This is a genomic window from Rhodobacter capsulatus, assembly GCF_052363185.1.
Classification (GTDB): Bacteria; Pseudomonadota; Alphaproteobacteria; order Rhodobacterales; family Rhodobacteraceae; genus Rhodobacter; species Rhodobacter capsulatus_E.
On the sequence record NZ_CP198955.1, the window covers coordinates 1,804,306 to 1,820,580 of the forward strand.

Consider the following 16,275-nt stretch of genomic DNA (forward strand, 5'->3'; position numbering starts at 1 on the left):
CGCGATGAGCGAAGAGATCGAACAGGCGGCAGGCGGGCGGCGGGCGCGCGGCGGCGGCGGGGCGGCCCGGCGGGCCGAGCGCACGGCCGTCCGGGTCGAATTCGCGAAATATATCGAGCGCAACATCCCGAACCTCGAGATCCTGAACGAGGAAGCCCTTCAACTGATCGAAGCCAATGCCGAGACGGTGCTGGAAGAGATCGGCGTCAACTTCGTCGAAAACCCGGCCGCGCTGGAGCGCTGGCGCGCGGTGGGCGCCGATGTGCAGGGCGAACGTGTCCGCTTCCCGAAGGGCCTTGCGCGCGAGTTGTGCAAGACCGCGCCCGCAAGCTTCGTGCAACATGCCCGCAACCCTGATCGCAATGTCACCATCGGCGGGAAAAGCCTTGTGCTGGCACCGGTTTACGGGCCGCCCTTCGTGCGCGATCTGGAGGGCGGGCGCCGTTATGCGACGATTGCCGACTTCCGCAATTTCGTCAAACTCGGGCAGATGTCGAAATATCTGCACCATTCCGGCGGCACCGTCTGCGAACCGACCGATGTGGCGGTGAACAAGCGTCACCTTGATATGCTGCACGCCCACATGACGCTGTCGGACAAGCCCTATATGGGCTCGGTCACCGAACGCTCGCGCTGCGTCGATTCGATCGAGATGTCCAAGATCCTGTTTGGCGAGAAATTCGTCGACGAGAACACGGTGATGACCTCGCTCGTCAACATCAACTCGCCCTTGACCTTCGACCCGATCATGATGGACGCGCTGGAGGTCTATGCCGCCGCGAACCAAGCCTGCATCGTCTCGCCCTTCATCGTTGGCGGCGCGATGGCACCGGTGACGGTCGCGGGCACGCTGACTCAGGTGCTGGCCGAGGTGATGGTGGCCGTCGCCTACAGCCAGATCATCCGCAAGGGCGCGCCGGTGATTTTCGGCGCCTTCGTGACCTCGATCGACATGAATTCGGGGGCGCCCACCTTCGGCACGCCCGAAGCGGCGCAGATCACCCTTGGCGCCGGGCAGCTGGCGCGGCGGATGAACCTGCCGTTCCGCTCGGCCGGGTCGTTTTGCGGCTCGAAACTGCCCGATGCGCAGGCGGCCTATGAAACGGCGAACACGCTCAACATCGGGCTGCTCTCGGGCGTGAACTTCATGCTGCATGCCTGCGGCTGGCTCGAAGGCGGTCTGGTCTCGTCTTACGAGAAATACGTGATGGATGCCGATCAGCTGGGCGTTCTGCACCGTCTTGCGGCCGGCGTCGACATGAGCGCGAACGGTCAGGCGATGGACGCGCTGCGCGAGGTCGGCCCGGGCGGTCACTTCCTGGGCTGCGGCCATACGCAGGCGAATTTCAAGGATGCGTTCTGGAAGACGGATCTCTTTGATTACAAGCCCTTCGAGACCTGGGACGAGGAGGGCGCGCGCGATACCGCGGCGCTGGCGAGCGTCCGGGTGAAGAAGATGCTCGGCGACTATCAGGCTCCGGCGATCGACCCCGGCATCAACGAGGCGCTGGCGGAGTATGTGGCGAAGAAGAAGGCCGCCGTGCCGGACGCGTTCCTCTAAGGCAAGGCGGGGGGCGCTGCCCCCGCACCCCCGGCGTATTTGCGCCAAGAAAAAGCCGCATCCCCAAAGGCGCCCGTCGCAGGGCGCCTTTTGTCATTCACCTTGGTGCAAATATCCCGGGGGGTGAAGGCGCAGCCGAGGGGGGCAGCGCCCCCCTACTGCCCGGCCTCCTCGAGCGGGCGGATCCGCAGTTGCGTGATGCGATTGTCCTTGCGGCCCGCCACTTCGAAGCGAAAGCCATGGAAAGAGAACACCTGACCCACCTCGGGGATCAGCTGCGCCTCGTGGATCACCAGACCCGCCACCGTATGCGCCTCGTCATCGGGCAGGGCCCAGTCGGTTTCACGCTTCAGATCGCGGATCGTCATCGCGCCCTCGACCAGATAATCGCCGGTCTCGGTCGGTTTCAATTGCCGCTCGGCCTTGGGGTCGAATTCATCGGTGATCTCGCCGACGATTTCTTCCAGAATGTCTTCCAGCGTCAACAGCCCCTTCAGGTCGCCGTATTCATCCACAACGAGCGCGAAATGTGTGCGGCGCTTCAGAAATTCCCGCATCTGTTCGTCAAGCGGCGTCGTTTCCGGAATGAAATAGGGCTTCATCGCCACTTTCATCAGGTCAAGATCGCTGACGGAATCCAGCTTGCCATCGCCGCTGCGCAAGAACCGTTCGACCGCGCGCAACAGGTCCTTGGCATGCAGGATGCCGACCACGTTTTCCCGCTCGCCCTTGTAAAGCGGCAGCCGGGTGTGGGGCGAGGCCAGAACCTGCGCCAGAACCTCGTTCGGGTCTTCCTCGGCGTCGATCATTTCGATGCGCGAGCGGTGGCGCATGATCTCCTCGACCGTGCGGTTGCCCAGATCAAGCGCGCCCAAGAGCCGGTCCCGGTCGGCCTTGTCCACCGTGCCTTCCGAGGTGCCTATGGCCAGCGCCCCGGCGATTTCCTCGTGGATCGAGAACATGTTCTGGTTCGCGTCGGTGCGCAGGCCAAAGACCCACAGGATGCCGCGCACGATCCCGCGCACCACCGAAACGATCGGCGCCAGAACCACGATCAGCACCCGCACGATCCGCGCCACCCGCGCGGCGACGGTCTCGGGGTTGGTGATCGCCCAGGTCTTCGGCAGCACCTCGGAAAAGATCAGCACCAGCGCCGTCATCACCAGCGTCGCCACCGCGACGCCCGATTGCCCGAAAAGCCTTGTCAGCAGCGCCGTGGCCAGCGCGGCCGAAAGGATGTTGACGACATTGTTGCCCAGAAGCAGCGCGCCGATCAGCCGCTCGCTGTCTTCGGTCACTTTCAGCGCCGCCTCGGCGCCGCGTTCGCCCTTGTCGGCCCGGGCGCGCAGCTTCGGCCGCGAGGCGGCGGTCAGCGCGGTTTCCGATCCCGAAAAGAAGGCCGAGAGCATCAGCAGGATCGCGATGGCCCCGGCATTCAGCCAAAAGGCCATATCGAGACGGTCGGCAAAGGCGGAAAGGGCGGCGAGAACGGTGGTTTCTGTCATGATGGGCGATGATGACGCGTTGCGGCGGCAGGATCAAGCCGCGCCGATCACCTCTTGCGGGCCAGGGGGTGGTGTTCCAGCACCAGTGCCTTCAGCCGCTCCTCCAGAACATGGGTGTAGATTTCCGTCGTTGACAGATCGGCATGGCCCAGAAGCGTCTGGATCACCCGCAGATCGGCGCCGCCCTGCAGCAGATGCGTGGCAAAGGCATGGCGCAGCACATGCGGCGTCACCCGCGCGGGGTCCAGCCCCGCTGCCAGCGCGATCTCCTTCAGAAGCGCGTGAAACGCCTGCCGGGTCAGATGCCCTTCCTTGCCCGAAGACGGAAACAGATAGCGCGAGGGCGGCAGCCGCCGGGCGATCCGGGCCGCGTCCTCGGCCGCGTCGCGGGTGACAAGCCATGCCGCCAGCGCCTCGCGCGCGGGGGCGGACAGCGGCACCATCCGTTCCTTGTCGCCCTTGCCGCGCACCATCAGCATCGCCGGATTGCCCCGCGCCGCCGAAACCGGCAGGCCGACCAGTTCGCTCACCCGCATGCCGGTGGCATAAAGCAGCTCCATCAGGCAGCGGTTGCGGATCTGCTCGGCCGGGCTGCGGCCCTGATCGCGTCCGGCCTCCAGCAGCGCCTCGACCTCCTCGATGCTCAGCGTCTTCGGCAGCCGCTGCGCCTTGCCGGGGCCGGAAATCTGCAAGGTCGGATTGTCCACCCGCCAGCCCTCGTCATAGGCGAAGCGGTAGAATTGCTTCACCGCCGAAAGCCGCCGCGCCCGGGTGGCTTTCGCCAGCCCCTCGGCCTCGAGCCGGATCAGCCAGTCTTCCACCGCGCCGCGGTCGAGCGCCATCAGATCATGCCCCTTTGCCGCCGCGAAAGCGGTGAAATCCAGCAGATCGCGGCCATAGGCGGCAATGGTGTTGCGTGCGGCCCCGGCCTCGGCGGATTGCGCCTCAAGGAAGACGGCGATCCGTTCGTGCGGCGACAGGCGGATCATCCGCGCCGCTCCAGGATGAGCAGTTGCAGCGCGGTGCGGCGGGCCAGGCTTTCCAGCCCCGCCCGGCGCAGCAGCACCAGCCCGGCCTCGAGCCGGCGCGGATCGCCCTTGGCGCCCTCGGAAATGTCGTCGACCGCGGCCAGCAGCGCCTCGCCCAGACGATCGGGGATCAGCGCCGCATAGGCCGCGGGGACGGTCGTGGGCGGGGCGTCGAAAACCCGCTTCACCGTCAGCCCCAACAGATCCTGCGCGGCAACCCCGGCCGTATTGCCCCGCGCCAGCGCGATCAGCAGGGGCTCTTCGGTGGCGGCCTCGGGATGGGTCTGCGCCGCGGCCTCGACATCGCCGCTCAGCAGCGCGAGCCGCAGCGCCAGCCGTTTCGCCTCGCCCGACAGCGGCAGATCGCGCAGCCGCGCGGCAAACATCGCGGCAAAGGCGGTTTCCAGCTCCTGCTCCTGCATCAGCGCGAAGGCCTGCGGCAAGAGCCGGTCCAGCTCTTCGGTCTTGCCTGAAGAAAGGGCTGCATCTATCTGGGAAACAAGGGAAACCCTGTCCCAGATCCCGCCCGAGGCCGAGGCCCGGTCCTGGGTGTAAAGGCCCAGCAGCTGGTTGGGGTCCAGCACGCCCATGCGGCTGAGCCGCTCGGCGGCCTCGAGCTGCGCCTTCCAGCCGGAATTGGTGCGCAGATCGGCCTGGGCAAAGGCGACGGGCAGGGTCGTCGTCGATTGCGGCTGGCCGATCGCCTCCATCAGCCGGAAATTGAGCGGGTTGATCCGCGCGGGCGGCGGCAGATCCTCGGCCTCGTCGGCCGTCGCATCGTCGAGGAAATGGCCAAGCAGGGCGGCGGTTTCCCGGTCAATCTGACCCAAAGCCTCGCCCGTGCCCAGCGTCAGCATCGCCGCATCCCATTTGCCCCGCCGCGCCAGACAGAAGATCCGGGCCGGATAAGAGGGCGCGACCGAGGGCGTTTTCTCCATGATTTCACAGGCATGGTCTTCCTCGCCCAGAAGCAGGGCAACATCGAAGCGACGCCGGAAAATCTCGGGGTCGGAGGGCTCGGCCTGTTCCAGAAGCGCCATCGCCTGATCGAGCGCGCCCAGATCCAGCAGCCGGTCGATGCGGGCCAGAAACAGCACGTTGCGCCCCTCGGGCGCGGGGGTGATCGGCGGGTCCAGCTCGGCCAGCATCAGTTCCAGCAGGAAGCCCTGCACCGCGGGCAGGGTATCAAGCCGTTCCTTGCGCAGCGCGGCGGCCAGATCGGCCTCGGGCGTGGCGCCCCAAAGCCCGCGCGGCAGGCCGATGCGGCTGGCGGGCATCAGCCCGAGACTGGCGGGCGCTTGCGGGGAATCAAGCGAGGCGACGCCGATGCGTTCCACCGTGCCCGCGCCTGAAACCGGGATCTCGCCCGGGACCGGGGGCAGCACCGCCGCAGAACCCTTGCCCGGGACCGGCGCCCCGGGGCTGACCGAGCTTGACAGCCAGTCGATCGCCGACATCGGCGCCTCGGCCGGGACCGGGGTGGCCGGAGCCAGAGCAAGCACGAGGCTCAGCAGCAGGCGGCGGTCAATCGTCAAGCCCCGCCCCCGCCGCTGCGCCGCCGTTTGTGGTTTGCGGGGCGGTGGATTGCGACGCGGCCGGTTGCTGGGGCCCTGCTGCTGCCGGGGCCGGGGGCATCAGCGCCGCGGCGGGCACCGCGGGCGCGGCCGGGGCCAGATCGGGCAGGGCGACGGGGGAGCGGATCTCGACCGGATCGGCGCTCATGTCGCCGAAATAGGCATAGCCCAGCGTGCCCAGCACGGCCGCCAGAAGAAGAACGAGAATGGCCTTGATTATGCGCCCCATGGTTTTTCTTTCTTGTCCTTGTGATCACTGGGCCGGAGCGGTCCGGCCTGCTGCGCCCGTTGCGGGGCATGCCGCCGAAACGTCGCGCTGGCAAGATTATATATGGCCTTTCGGCAAAGTTCACGCCATTGAGGGGCGCAAAGATCACGAATGCGCAAGCACCCGCAAGGGCGGGACCGGGGAGGGCCGCGTGACCGGGCAAGAACGACTTCCTCCGCGTCTGCAAAAGACGATCGTGCTGGTGGGGATGATGGGCGCGGGCAAGACCGCGGTCGGCACCGCGCTGGCGCGGGCGCTGCGGGTGCCGTTTCATGACAGCGACGAAGAGATCGTCCGCGCGGCGCAACGCACGGTCGCCGAGATCTTCGAACGCGATGGCGAGCCGTTCTTTCGCGCCCGCGAATCGGAGGTGATCGCGCGGCTGCTGACCGGCACGCCCGGGGTGGTCTCGACCGGGGGCGGGGCCTTTCTGTCAGAGGCGAACCGGGCGATGATCGCGCGGCTGGGGGTCTCGGTCTGGCTGCAAGCGGATCTGGAGCTGCTGTGGAACCGGGTCAAGGGCAAGACGACGCGGCCGCTTTTGCGCACCGCCGACCCCAAGGCGACGCTGGCGGGGTTGATCGCGCAGCGCTATCCCGTCTATGCGCTGGCCCAGGTCGCGGTCGAGGCCGAGCCGGGCCTGTCGATCGAGCAGATGGCGCAAAAGGTGATCGAAGCGCTTCGGGGGCACCCGGGGCTGTTCGCGGAGGATTGAATGCGCGACGTGGTGAAGGTGGAACTGGGCGCGCGCGCCTATGAGGTGCGCATCGGCGCGGGGCTTCTGGCGCAGGCCGGGGCGGAGATCGCGCCCTTGTTGCGCAAGCCCAAGGTGGCGGTGGTGGCCGATGAGACCGTGGCCGGGCTGCATCTGGAGGCGCTGCGGGCGGGCTTGGGCGATGTCGAGATGGTGGCGATGACGCTGCCCCCGGGCGAGGGCACGAAAAGCTGGCCGCATTTCGAGCGCGTCTGTGAATGGCTTCTGGCGCAAAAGGTCGAGCGCAAGGATATCGTTGTCGCCTTTGGCGGCGGGGTCATTGGCGATCTGGTGGGATTTGCCGCGGCGGTGTTGCGGCGTGGCGTGCGTTTCGTGCAGATCCCGACGACGCTGCTGGCGCAGGTCGACAGTTCGGTGGGCGGCAAGACCGGGATCAATGTCGCGGCGGGCAAGAACCTGATCGGCGCCTTTCACCAGCCCTCGCTGGTTCTGGCCGATATCGGGCTTCTCGATACGCTGGCGCCGCGCGATTTTCTGGCCGGTTACGGCGAGGTGGTGAAATACGGGCTTCTGGGCGATGCGGCGTTTTTCGACTGGCTCGAGGCGAACGGCCCGGCGATGGCGGCGGGCGATGCGAGCCTGCGGCAATATGCGGTGCGCCGCTCCGTCGAGATGAAGGCCGAGATCGTCGCGCGCGACGAGACCGAGGAGGGCGACCGGGCTTTGCTGAATTTGGGTCACACCTTCTGCCATGCGCTGGAGGCGGCGACGGGCTATTCCGACCGGCTGCTGCATGGCGAGGGTGTGGCGATCGGCTGCGCGCTGGCCTTCGAGCTTTCGCAACGCTTGGGGCTGTGTTCGCAAGAGGCGCCATCGCGTGTGCGGGCGCATTTGCGCGACATGAAGATGAAGGTCGAACTGGCTGATATTCCCGGGGAATTGCCGGATGCCGAGGGGCTGATCGCGCTTATGGGCCAGGACAAGAAAGTGCTGGATGGCAAGCTGCGCTTCATTCTGGCGCGGGGGATCGGCGCGGCGTTCGTGACCTCGGAGGTGCCGCGCGAGGTGCTGAAGGATCTGCTGACCGAGGCTTTGGCGCGGCGGTAGCCCAAGAAAAAGGCCTGACCGCGCCGGGCGGTCAGGCCTTGCAAAAGCGGCCCTTGCGGGTCACTCCCATTCGATCGTGCCCGGGGGCTTGCTGGTGATGTCATAGGTCACCCGGTTGATGCCCTTGACTTCATTGATGATCCGCGTCGCGGTTTCGCCCAGGAAGTCGTGGCTGAACGGGTAGTAATCCGCCGTCATGCCATCGACCGAGGTCACCGCACGCAAAGCGCAGGCGTAATCATAGGTGCGCCCGTCGCCCATCACACCCACGGTTTTCACCGGCAGGATCGCCACGAAGGCCTGCCAGATCTCGTCGTAAAGCCCGTGCTTGCGGATCTGGTCGATATAGACCGCATCGGCCTTGCGCAGGATGTCGAGTTTTTCCCGCGTGATTTCGCCGGGGCAGCGGATGGCGAGACCCGGGCCCGGGAAGGGATGGCGGCCGATGAATTTTTCCGGCAGGCCAAGTTCGCGGCCAAGGGCGCGGACCTCGTCCTTGAAAAGCTCGCGCAGGGGTTCGACCAGCTTCAGCCCCATCTTTTCCGGCAGGCCGCCGACATTGTGGTGCGACTTGATCGTGACCGAAGGGCCGCCACTGAACGAGACCGATTCGATCACGTCGGGGTAAAGCGTGCCTTGGGCCAGGAATTCGGCGCCCTCGATCTTGTTCGCCTCGCGCTGGAAGACGTCGATGAAGAGCTTGCCGATCGTTTTGCGCTTGACCTCGGGGTCCGAGACGCCTTCAAGCGCGCCGATGAAGAGATCGGCCTCGTCGGCGTGGATCAGCGGGATGTTATAGTTGTCGCGGAACATCGAGACGACCTCGTCGGCCTCGTTCAGCCGCATCAGCCCGTGATCGACGAAGACGCAGGTGAGCTGATCGCCGATGGCCTCGTGGATCAGCACGGCCGCGACCGATGAATCGACGCCGCCCGACAGGCCGCAGATCACCCGCTTGTCGCCCACCTGCGCGCGGATCTTGGCAATGGCGTCGTCTTTATACGAGGCCATCGTCCAGTCGCCGGTGAAGCCCGCCAGCCGCACGAAGTTCTCGTAAAGCTTCGCGCCTTTGGGCGTGTGGTGCACCTCGGGGTGGAATTGCACGGCGTAGAAGTGGCGCGAGACATCGGCGGTGATCGCAAAGGGCGCGCCGGGCGAGGTGCCGTAGACTTCAAAGCCCGGGGCGATGCGCGAGACGTGGTCGCCGTGGCTCATCCAGACCTGTTCGGGACCTTCGTCGAACCAGCCCCGCAGCAGCGGCAGAACATTTTCCGTGGGGGTCACGAAGGCGCGGCCGAATTCGGCGGTGCCGTGGCCGGTTTCCACAAGACCGCCCAGTTCCTGCATCATCACCTGTTGGCCGTAGCAGATGCCAAGGATCGGCACCCCCAGGGTGAAGGCGGATTTCGGCGGGCGGGGGGAACCCTCCCGGGTGACCGAATCCGGGCCGCCCGAGAAGATGATGGCCTTGGGGGCGAAATCCGTGAGGAAGGCGTCGGTCACCTTCTGATAGGGGTGGATTTCGCAATAGATGGAAAGCTCGCGCAGGCGCCGGGCGATGAGCTGGGTCACCTGCGAGCCGAAGTCGATGATGAGAAGGCGCTGATGCTGGGTCATGGCTGGGGAATAGGTTGGGATGGGCCGGAAAGCAAGAGGCCGGGGGCGCTGCCCCCGGACCCCCGGGATATTTGTGGCAAGATAAAGGGAAGAGCCTCCCTTATCTTTCGGGCAGCAGGCCCCTTGGGCTGAAGCGCAGCACCAAAAGCAGGATCAGCCCCATGATCACCAGACGCATGTGCGGCGCCGAGTCGAGCAGGTGGGTTTTCAGCGCGCCATCGGCCAGCTGGGTCGAGACCATGCCCATCAGCGTCGGGCCCCATTCGCCCGCCTTGATCCAGACGAACCAGATCAGCAGGCCGCCCAGAACCGAGCCCCAGTTGTTGCCCGAGCCGCCGACGATCACCATCACCCAGATCAGGAAGGTGTAGCGCAGGGGGTTGTAGCCCGAAGGGGTCATCTGCCCGTCAAGCGAGATCAGCATCGCTCCGGCCAGACCCAGCACCGCCGAGCCGAGGATGAAGATCTGCAGATGCCGCCCGGTGACGTTCTTGCCCATGGCGGCGGCGGCGACCTCGTTGTCGCGGATCGCCCGCATCATCCGGCCCCAGGGCGAGTTCAGCGCCAGTTGCGCCGCCCAGATCAGAAGGCCCAGAACGGCGATGAAAAGCAGGCAGTACAGCAGCTTTACCAGCAGCGTCGAGCCGGTCATCGGGTCCAGCCCGAAGCTCGTTGCACGCGCGACAAAGCCCGGATCCTGTTGCAGGTTCGTCTCGTAAGGCACGGGCCAGGGCCGCGGAATCCCGTTCACGTTCAGAACGCCGCGGGCCAGCCATTCCTCGTTGCGCAGGACGGCGACGATGATTTCACCGATGCCGAGCGTGGCAATGGCCAGATAGTCCGAACGCAGCCCAAGCGCCGTCTTGCCCACCACCCAGGCGGCCGCGGCGGCCAGAAGCGCGCCCACCGGCCAGGAGATCAGCACCGGCAGGCCGATCCCGCCCAGATAGCCATAGGCCGAGGGGTTGATCGCCTGGATCGCCGCGACCGCCGGATCGAAGATGGCGCGATAGAGGAAAAAGCCCGCAATCAGCGTGGCCGCGACCGCCCAGCCGCGCAGATGCGCCGGCAGGCGGCCGTGCAGGAAGACCGCCGCCACCAGCGTCGCCATGGCGATGCAAAGCGCGATCAGCACGCCCCAGCCGCCTGCGGCAAAGGCGCCCGGCGTCGGCGGCATCGAGACCAGCACCGGGGCCAAGCCCCCCAGCGCCAGAAAACCGACGACGCCGGTGTTGAAAAGCCCCGCATAGCCCCATTGGATATTCACGCCCAGCGCGAGGATGGCGGAAATCAGCCCCACCCGCAGGATGCCGAGCGCATTGTCCCAATGCCCCGAAAAGAAGCTGTTCGAGACCGTCCCCTCGAGCAGGAACAGGACCGCAAGGGCGCCGAACATCGCAGGGGCGCGCCATTTGCCGCCCTTCGCGGCTTTCGGTTGATGCGTGCTCATACCGATTTCCCTTTGAACAGACCGGTGGGCTTGAACAGCAGCACGATGATCAGGATCGTGAAGCTCACCGCGAATTTGTATTCGGTGGAGAGAAGTTGCAGCAGACCCTCGGGTTCGTAGCCGGGGATCAGATACATCGCCACCTTCTTCCAGGCATAGGTGATCGAGACCTCGGAAAAGGCGATCACGAAGCCCCCGGCAATGGCGCCCAGCGGATTGCCCAGGCCCCCGACGATCGCCGCGGCGAAGATCGGCAACAGAAGCTGGAAGTAGTTGAAGGCCTTGAACGACTTGTCGAGCCCGTAAAGCGTGCCCGCGATGGTGGCCAGCGCCGCGGCAATCACCCAGGTCACCGCGACGACGCGGTTCGGGTCGATGCCCGACAGGAGCGCCAGATCCTCGTTGTCGGCATAGGCGCGCATCGACTTGCCGGTGCGGGTCTTCGCCAGGAACCAGAACAAAGCCCAGACGACAAGCGCCGCCGTGATCACGGTGATGGCGGTGCTGCCGCGGATCGCCAGCGCCTCGGTCAGGCCGGTTGCGGCCTTGAAATCGGCGGCCGAGATCAGGAACCGGGCACCATCGGCGAATTTGATCTCGTCGACGCCGATCAGCACGCGGGTGAGGCCGTTCATCACGAACATCACGCCGACGGACACCATGGTGATGTAGATCGGCGCGGCGCGGACCTTCCGATAATAGCTGTAAACCACCTTGTCGGTCGCCAGCACCATCGCCGCCGTCAGCGCGATGCCGAAGGGCAGGGCCAGCAGCGCCGTCGGCAGCGGGCCGAAGCTGATGCCCGCCGATTGCAGCCCCCAGGTGACAAGGATGGTCAGCCCGGTGCCAAAGGCCATGGTGTCGCCATGGGCGAAGTTCGAAAAGCGCAGGATGCCGTAGATCAGCGTCACACCCAGCGCGCCAAGGGCCAGCTGTGCGCCATAGGCGGTCGCGGGCACGACGATGTAATTCAGGATCGCCACAAGGGCATTGAGGATATCCATCACTGCACCTCCTCGCAGCGGCCTTCGAAGGCGATCACGAGGGCTTGCCCCTCGGATTGGGTGTGGATCGACAAAACGGCCCCGGCATCGCCGAAGTCAGAGAAGAAATAGGACGATCCGTCAGAGGGTTCCGAGCCTAAGCTTATCTGTCCCGTGGCCGGATCGAAGCCGCCCGCCATGGTGGTTTTCAGATGATGGTCGCGAAAGACCGCCTGCGCGCCCGCGACTTCAAGGGTCACGTTGTAATCTTCCTCGCCGCAGCCGCCCGAGATGCAGGACTGGCTGAAGGCGCAGTTCAGCACGAAGGCGCGGTCGGGGTGGATCGTCTCGGCCTGCACCGGCGCGGCCAGCAGCAGGGCTGCCAGAAGGGGCGTTTTCATCTCAACCCCCCAGAAAGGTGCGGCGGACCTCGGGATCGGCCATCAGCGCCGCCCCGGTGTCGGTGTATTTGTTCGCGCCCTGCACCAGAACATAGCCCTGATCGGCGATTTCCAGCGCCTGCCGGGCGTTCTGTTCCACCATCAGGATCGAGATTCCGGTCCGCGCCACCTCGATGATGCGGTCAAAAAGCTCGTCCATGACGATGGGCGAGACCCCCGCGGTGGGTTCGTCCAGCATCAATAATTTGGGTTTTGTCATCAGCGCGCGGCCGACGGCGACCTGCTGGCGCTGCCCGCCCGAGAGTTCCCCGGCGTTCTGGTGGCGCTTTTCGCGCAGGATCGGGAACAGCTCATAAACCTGTTCCATCGTGTCGCGGAAATCGTCGGCGCGGATGAAGGCGCCCATTTCCAGGTTTTCTTCAACCGACATCGTCGGGAAGACGTTGTTCACCTGCGGCACGAAGCCCATGCCTTTCTTCACCCGTTCCTGCGGGGAAAGCGCGGTGATGTCCTCGCCATCCAGCGTCACCCGGCCGCCGCGCAGACGCAGCATGCCGAAAACGGCCTTCATCGCGGTCGACTTGCCCGCACCGTTCGGGCCCACGATCACCGCGATCTGGCCCTTTTCCACCTTCAGCGTGCAGCCATGCAGGATGTCGGCGGCGCCATAGCCGCCGGTCATCTCGGAGGCGTCGAGAAAGCTCATTTTTGCGCCTCCGCCTTGATCTTGTTCTTCAGTCCGCGGCCCAGATAGGCCTCGATCACCGCTTCGTTCTGCATGATCGTGGCCGGTGCGCCTTTGGCCAGCACCTTGCCCTCGGCCATGACGATCACCGGATCGCAAAGCCGGCCGATGAAATCCATGTCATGTTCGATCACGCAGAAAGTGTAGCCGCGTTCCTTGTTCAGCCGCACGATCGCATCGCCGATCGTGTTCAGAAGCGTGCGGTTCACCCCGGCGCCGACCTCGTCTAGAAAGACGATCTTCGCCTCGACCATCATCGTGCGGCCCAGTTCCAGAAGCTTCTTCTGCCCGCCCGAAAGGTTCCCGGCGCGTTCGTCCCTGAGGTGAGAAATCGTCAGGAAGTCAAGCACTTCATCGGCTTTCTTCAGAAGGGCCGCCTCTTCCTCGGCGATCCGTCCGCGGCCGAACCAGGCGTTCCACAGCGTCTCGCCCGACTGGCCCGAAGGGACCATCATCAGGTTTTCACGCACCGTCATCGTGGGGAATTCATGCGCGATCTGGAAGGTGCGCAACAGGCCCTTGTGAAACAGCTCATGCGGTTTCAGGCCGGTGATGTCCTCGCCCGCCATCGTCACCCGCCCCGAGGTGGGCTTGTGCACCCCGGCGATGACGTTGAACAGCGTCGACTTGCCCGCGCCATTCGGACCGATCAACCCGGTGATCGACCCCTTGGCGATGTCTAGCGAGGCCCCATCGACGGCATGAAAGCCGCCAAAGTGCTTGTGCAGGTTCTCGACCCGGATCATGAAGTCCCCTCGGTGGCCCCGAAGGGCCGGTCTCTGTGCCGTTTTCGGCTTTGTTTTCAAAGCAAACAGCCCGGATTTCTCCGGGCTGCTTCGATCTCTTGCGAAACCTCAGCGGTATTTGACGGTTTCGATCTTGTCGTTCTTGACTTCGATTTCGCGGAAGGTGCCGGCGGATTCGCCCGCGCCGATCAGCTCGACCGAGGTCGCGCCCTGATAGTCGATGTCCTGACCGGCGGCGATCAGCTCAAGCGCCTTGCCCAGTTCGCCGGGCAGGATCTTTTCGCCCGGAGCATTGGCGACATCCATCACCTTGCCCTTGTAGGCGGCCGGATCGGTCGAGTTCGCGGCGGCCATCGCCAGCAGGATCAGCGCGGCGGCGTCATAGGCCTCGCCCGAATAGACGCCGGTGCCGTCAAAGCCCGCGGCCGTCGCGGCGGCGAGGAACTTGTCCTTGCCTTCGCCTTCCGACGACGGCATCTGCCCGAAGGAGCCGTTCACTTCCGCGCCGAAATCGGCTTCGAGCTTGCCGCCGACCATGCCGTCGGGGAAGACGAAGGTCGAGAACGCGCCGGTGTCGAGCGCGCCGCGCAGGATGCCCGAACCGCCCTGATCGACATAGCCCGCGATCACCAGCGCCTCACCACCGGCCGAGGCCAGCGAGGCGACTTCGGCCGAATAATCCGGCTTGCCATCGTCATGCGCGGCATTGATCGTGACCTTGCCGCCCTTGGCTTCGAAAGCCGCGGCAAAACTGTCGGCCAGGCCCTTGCCGTAGTCGTTGTTGGTATAGGTCAGCGCCACCGATTTGATGCCGTGTTCCATGATGATGTCGGTCATCACTTCGGACTGGCGCGCATCGGAGGGCGAGGTGCGGAAGAACAGGCCGTTGTCCTCGAGCGTCGAAAGCGCGGGCGAGGTGGCCGAGGGCGAGATCATCACGACGCCTTTCGGCATGGCGACGTTTTGCAGCGAGGCGGTGGTTTCGCCCGAGCACATGCCGCCGACGATCCCCTTGACGCCATCCGAGATCAGTTTCTCGACCGTGGCCGAGGCCGCCGCCGAGTCGATGCAGGTGCTGTCGCCCCGCACGCCCACGACGGTCGCGCCGCCCATGAACTTGCCCGAGTCGCTCACTTCCTTCATCGCCAGTTCGGCACCCTGCGCCATCGCGGGCGACATCGATTCAAGCGGACCGGTGAAGCCAAGCGAGATGCCCAGTTTCACTTCGTCGGCAAAGGCACCGCCAGCCGTCAGCGCCAGCGTGGCACTCGCCAGGAGAAGCTTCTTCATGTGTTCACTCCCAAGTTGGAACATTGTCCTGGCCGCGCAGGTTAGAACCGGAAACTGGAAAAGAAAATAGGCCAGTTGGTCAAGTTTTGGTCGTATGGCGCCGCTTTCGCGCAACATTGTGACGCATCAGTCCAGCAGATCATCGTCAAGCGCCCCGGTGTCCTGCGCGTCAAGCGCGGCAAGGGCTTCCTCCTCCTCGCTGCCGCCCGAGGTGCCGCGCTCGCGGTAAGGCGTGGTCTGGTAATGCGCGCGGTAGCATTTCGAGAAATGCGAGGGCGAGGCGAAGCCGCAGGCGAGGGCCACGTTGATCACGCTCATTTCCGTTTGCATCAAGAGGTTGCGCGCCTTTTGCAAACGGATCTCCATGTAGTAGCGCTTCGGCGAGCGGTTCAGATAGCGGCGGAACAGCCGTTCCAGCTGGCGGGTGGACATGCCCACTTCCTCGGCCAGTTTTGCCGGGCTGATCGGCTCTTCGATATTGGCCTCCATCCGCCCGATCACCTGCGCGAGCTTCGGATGGCGCACGCCGATCCGGGTCGGGATCGACAACCTTTGCGTGTCCTGATCGGTGCGGATCGAGTTGTAGATCAACTGATCGGCGACCGTATTGGCCAGACCCTCGCCGTGATCACGGGCAATCTGCTTCAGCATCAGGTCGATCGAGGCCGTCCCCCCGGCCGAGGTCAGCCGGTTGCCGTCGATCACGAAGACCGATTTCGTCAGCTTCACGCCTTCGAAATCCTCCAGGAAGCTGTCCTGATTCTCCCAGTGGATGGTGGCGCGCTTGCCTTCAAGGAGACCCGCCTTGGCCACCGCCCAGGCGCCGGTGCACACACCGCCCACCGCCGCGCCGCGCCGGGCCTCGCGGCGCAGCCAGTTCAGGATCGGCTTCGTCGTCGCCTCGGCCACGTCGATGCCGCCGCAGACGAGAACCGTGTCATCGCGCGAGATCTCGTCCAGCCCCATGTCGACGCGCAGCACCGTGCCGTTCGAACAGGTGACGTCCTGACCGTCTTCCGAGGCCAGTTTCCAGTCGTAAAGCTTGAGCCCTGAGACCTGATTGGCCAGTCGCAGCGGCTCGATCGCGCTGGCAAAGGCCATCATGGTGAAACGGTCGAGCAGCAAAAACACATAGCGGCGCGAGCGTTCGGGCGCGGTCAGACGGACGGTCCCCTGCGAGGGGGCGGGGCGGGAATGGGTTCGCGGGGTCGAGGAGGGGAGGCGCATCTTTGCGACGTCTTTCATGTCGTTTCACGCACACAATCAGGCTTTGCGTCGCAGCGCA

At 65.3% G+C, this 16,275-nt stretch carries 15 protein-coding genes; 3 read left to right on the plus strand and 12 right to left on the minus strand.

Features of this window, described 5'->3' with window-relative positions:
• Positions 1 to 4 precede the first annotated feature (4 nt).
• Positions 5 to 1,561: a trimethylamine methyltransferase family protein gene (locus ACTTAG_RS08935; protein WP_444465136.1), complete on the plus strand. Its 1,557-nt coding sequence runs from the start codon at positions 5 to 7 to the stop codon at positions 1,559 to 1,561.
• Between the two features lie 155 nt (positions 1,562 to 1,716).
• On the opposite strand, the gene ACTTAG_RS08940 is transcribed toward ACTTAG_RS08935, so the two are convergent.
• From ACTTAG_RS08940 to ACTTAG_RS08955, 4 genes are read right to left on the minus strand one after another with little or no spacing between them, the layout of a single operon-like run.
• Positions 1,717 to 3,066: an HlyC/CorC family transporter gene (locus tag ACTTAG_RS08940; protein WP_444465137.1), complete on the minus strand. Its 1,350-nt coding sequence runs from the start codon at positions 3,064 to 3,066 to the stop codon at positions 1,717 to 1,719.
• 47 nt (positions 3,067 to 3,113) lie between these two features.
• Positions 3,114 to 4,055: a site-specific tyrosine recombinase XerD gene (locus tag ACTTAG_RS08945; RefSeq protein ID WP_444465138.1), complete on the minus strand. Its 942-nt coding sequence runs from the start codon at positions 4,053 to 4,055 to the stop codon at positions 3,114 to 3,116.
• Positions 4,052 to 5,629: a hypothetical protein gene (locus ACTTAG_RS08950; protein ID WP_444465139.1), complete on the minus strand. Its 1,578-nt coding sequence runs from the start codon at positions 5,627 to 5,629 to the stop codon at positions 4,052 to 4,054. The genes ACTTAG_RS08945 and ACTTAG_RS08950 overlap by 4 nt, the downstream gene beginning before the upstream one ends.
• Positions 5,619 to 5,897, minus strand: coding sequence for a hypothetical protein (locus ACTTAG_RS08955; protein WP_444465140.1), 279 nt, complete (start codon positions 5,895 to 5,897; stop codon positions 5,619 to 5,621). The genes ACTTAG_RS08950 and ACTTAG_RS08955 overlap by 11 nt, the downstream gene beginning before the upstream one ends.
• A gap of 190 nt (positions 5,898 to 6,087) precedes the next feature.
• Here ACTTAG_RS08955 and ACTTAG_RS08960 point away from each other — a divergent pair, with 190 nt between their 5' ends.
• Entirely contained in the window at positions 6,088 to 6,651 is a 564-nt protein-coding gene (locus ACTTAG_RS08960) for a shikimate kinase (protein ID WP_444465141.1), read from the plus strand.
• Positions 6,652 to 7,758, plus strand: a complete 1,107-nt coding sequence (aroB, locus tag ACTTAG_RS08965) for a 3-dehydroquinate synthase (protein WP_444465142.1) — start codon at positions 6,652 to 6,654, stop codon at positions 7,756 to 7,758.
• A gap of 60 nt (positions 7,759 to 7,818) precedes the next feature.
• Here aroB and guaA read toward each other — a convergent pair whose 3' ends face one another.
• The 8 genes from guaA to ACTTAG_RS09005 all read right to left on the minus strand — a co-directional run bounded on the left by guaA (position 7,819) and on the right by ACTTAG_RS09005 (position 16,235).
• A complete protein-coding gene (guaA, locus tag ACTTAG_RS08970) occupies positions 7,819 to 9,375 on the minus strand; it encodes a glutamine-hydrolyzing GMP synthase (protein WP_444465143.1) in 1,557 nt (518 codons plus the stop codon).
• 100 nt (positions 9,376 to 9,475) lie between these two features.
• Positions 9,476 to 10,825 carry a branched-chain amino acid ABC transporter permease gene (locus tag ACTTAG_RS08975; RefSeq protein ID WP_444465144.1) on the minus strand — a complete coding sequence of 450 codons (1,350 nt, stop codon included), beginning with the start codon at positions 10,823 to 10,825 and terminating at the stop codon, positions 9,476 to 9,478.
• Positions 10,822 to 11,829, minus strand: a complete 1,008-nt coding sequence (locus ACTTAG_RS08980; protein WP_444465145.1) for a branched-chain amino acid ABC transporter permease — start codon at positions 11,827 to 11,829, stop codon at positions 10,822 to 10,824. Before ACTTAG_RS08980 ends, ACTTAG_RS08975 begins: the two co-directional genes overlap by 4 nt.
• Entirely contained in the window at positions 11,829 to 12,209 is a 381-nt protein-coding gene (locus tag ACTTAG_RS08985) for a hypothetical protein (RefSeq protein ID WP_444465146.1), read from the minus strand. Before ACTTAG_RS08985 ends, ACTTAG_RS08980 begins: the two co-directional genes overlap by 1 nt.
• 1 nt (position 12,210) lies before the next feature.
• The gene (locus tag ACTTAG_RS08990) at positions 12,211 to 12,915 is read right to left on the minus strand and encodes an ABC transporter ATP-binding protein (protein WP_444465147.1); all 705 of its coding nucleotides are present in this window, start codon (positions 12,913 to 12,915) and stop codon (positions 12,211 to 12,213) included.
• Entirely contained in the window at positions 12,912 to 13,700 is a 789-nt protein-coding gene (locus ACTTAG_RS08995; RefSeq protein ID WP_444465148.1) for an ABC transporter ATP-binding protein, read from the minus strand. The genes ACTTAG_RS08990 and ACTTAG_RS08995 overlap by 4 nt, the downstream gene beginning before the upstream one ends.
• A 108-nt stretch (positions 13,701 to 13,808) precedes the next feature.
• On the minus strand, positions 13,809 to 14,990 hold the full coding sequence (locus tag ACTTAG_RS09000; RefSeq protein WP_444465149.1) for an ABC transporter substrate-binding protein: 1,182 nt from the start codon (positions 14,988 to 14,990) through the stop codon (positions 13,809 to 13,811).
• 126 nt (positions 14,991 to 15,116) lie between these two features.
• The gene (locus tag ACTTAG_RS09005) at positions 15,117 to 16,235 is read right to left on the minus strand and encodes a GlxA family transcriptional regulator (protein ID WP_444465150.1); all 1,119 of its coding nucleotides are present in this window, start codon (positions 16,233 to 16,235) and stop codon (positions 15,117 to 15,119) included.
• Between the last annotated feature and the right edge of the window lie 40 nt (positions 16,236 to 16,275).

What these genes read in the sequence shown, in the direction of transcription:
- ACTTAG_RS08935 (WP_444465136.1), top strand. Translation starts at nt 5, where the DNA reads ATGAGCGAAGAGATCGAACAGGCGGCAGGCGGGCGGCGGGCGCGCGGC.
- ACTTAG_RS08940 (WP_444465137.1), bottom strand. Translation starts at nt 3,066, where the DNA reads ATGACAGAAACCACCGTTCTCGCCGCCCTTTCCGCCTTTGCCGACCGT.
- ACTTAG_RS08945 (WP_444465138.1), bottom strand. Translation starts at nt 4,055, where the DNA reads ATGATCCGCCTGTCGCCGCACGAACGGATCGCCGTCTTCCTTGAGGCG.
- ACTTAG_RS08955 (WP_444465140.1), bottom strand. Translation starts at nt 5,897, where the DNA reads ATGGGGCGCATAATCAAGGCCATTCTCGTTCTTCTTCTGGCGGCCGTG.
- aroB (WP_444465142.1), top strand. Translation starts at nt 6,652, where the DNA reads ATGCGCGACGTGGTGAAGGTGGAACTGGGCGCGCGCGCCTATGAGGTG.
- guaA (WP_444465143.1), bottom strand. Translation starts at nt 9,375, where the DNA reads ATGACCCAGCATCAGCGCCTTCTCATCATCGACTTCGGCTCGCAGGTG.
- ACTTAG_RS08975 (WP_444465144.1), bottom strand. Translation starts at nt 10,825, where the DNA reads ATGAGCACGCATCAACCGAAAGCCGCGAAGGGCGGCAAATGGCGCGCC.
- ACTTAG_RS08980 (WP_444465145.1), bottom strand. Translation starts at nt 11,829, where the DNA reads ATGGATATCCTCAATGCCCTTGTGGCGATCCTGAATTACATCGTCGTG.
- ACTTAG_RS08985 (WP_444465146.1), bottom strand. Translation starts at nt 12,209, where the DNA reads ATGAAAACGCCCCTTCTGGCAGCCCTGCTGCTGGCCGCGCCGGTGCAG.
- ACTTAG_RS08990 (WP_444465147.1), bottom strand. Translation starts at nt 12,915, where the DNA reads ATGAGCTTTCTCGACGCCTCCGAGATGACCGGCGGCTATGGCGCCGCC.
- ACTTAG_RS08995 (WP_444465148.1), bottom strand. Translation starts at nt 13,700, where the DNA reads ATGATCCGGGTCGAGAACCTGCACAAGCACTTTGGCGGCTTTCATGCC.
- ACTTAG_RS09000 (WP_444465149.1), bottom strand. Translation starts at nt 14,990, where the DNA reads ATGAAGAAGCTTCTCCTGGCGAGTGCCACGCTGGCGCTGACGGCTGGC.
- ACTTAG_RS09005 (WP_444465150.1), bottom strand. Translation starts at nt 16,235, where the DNA reads ATGAAAGACGTCGCAAAGATGCGCCTCCCCTCCTCGACCCCGCGAACC.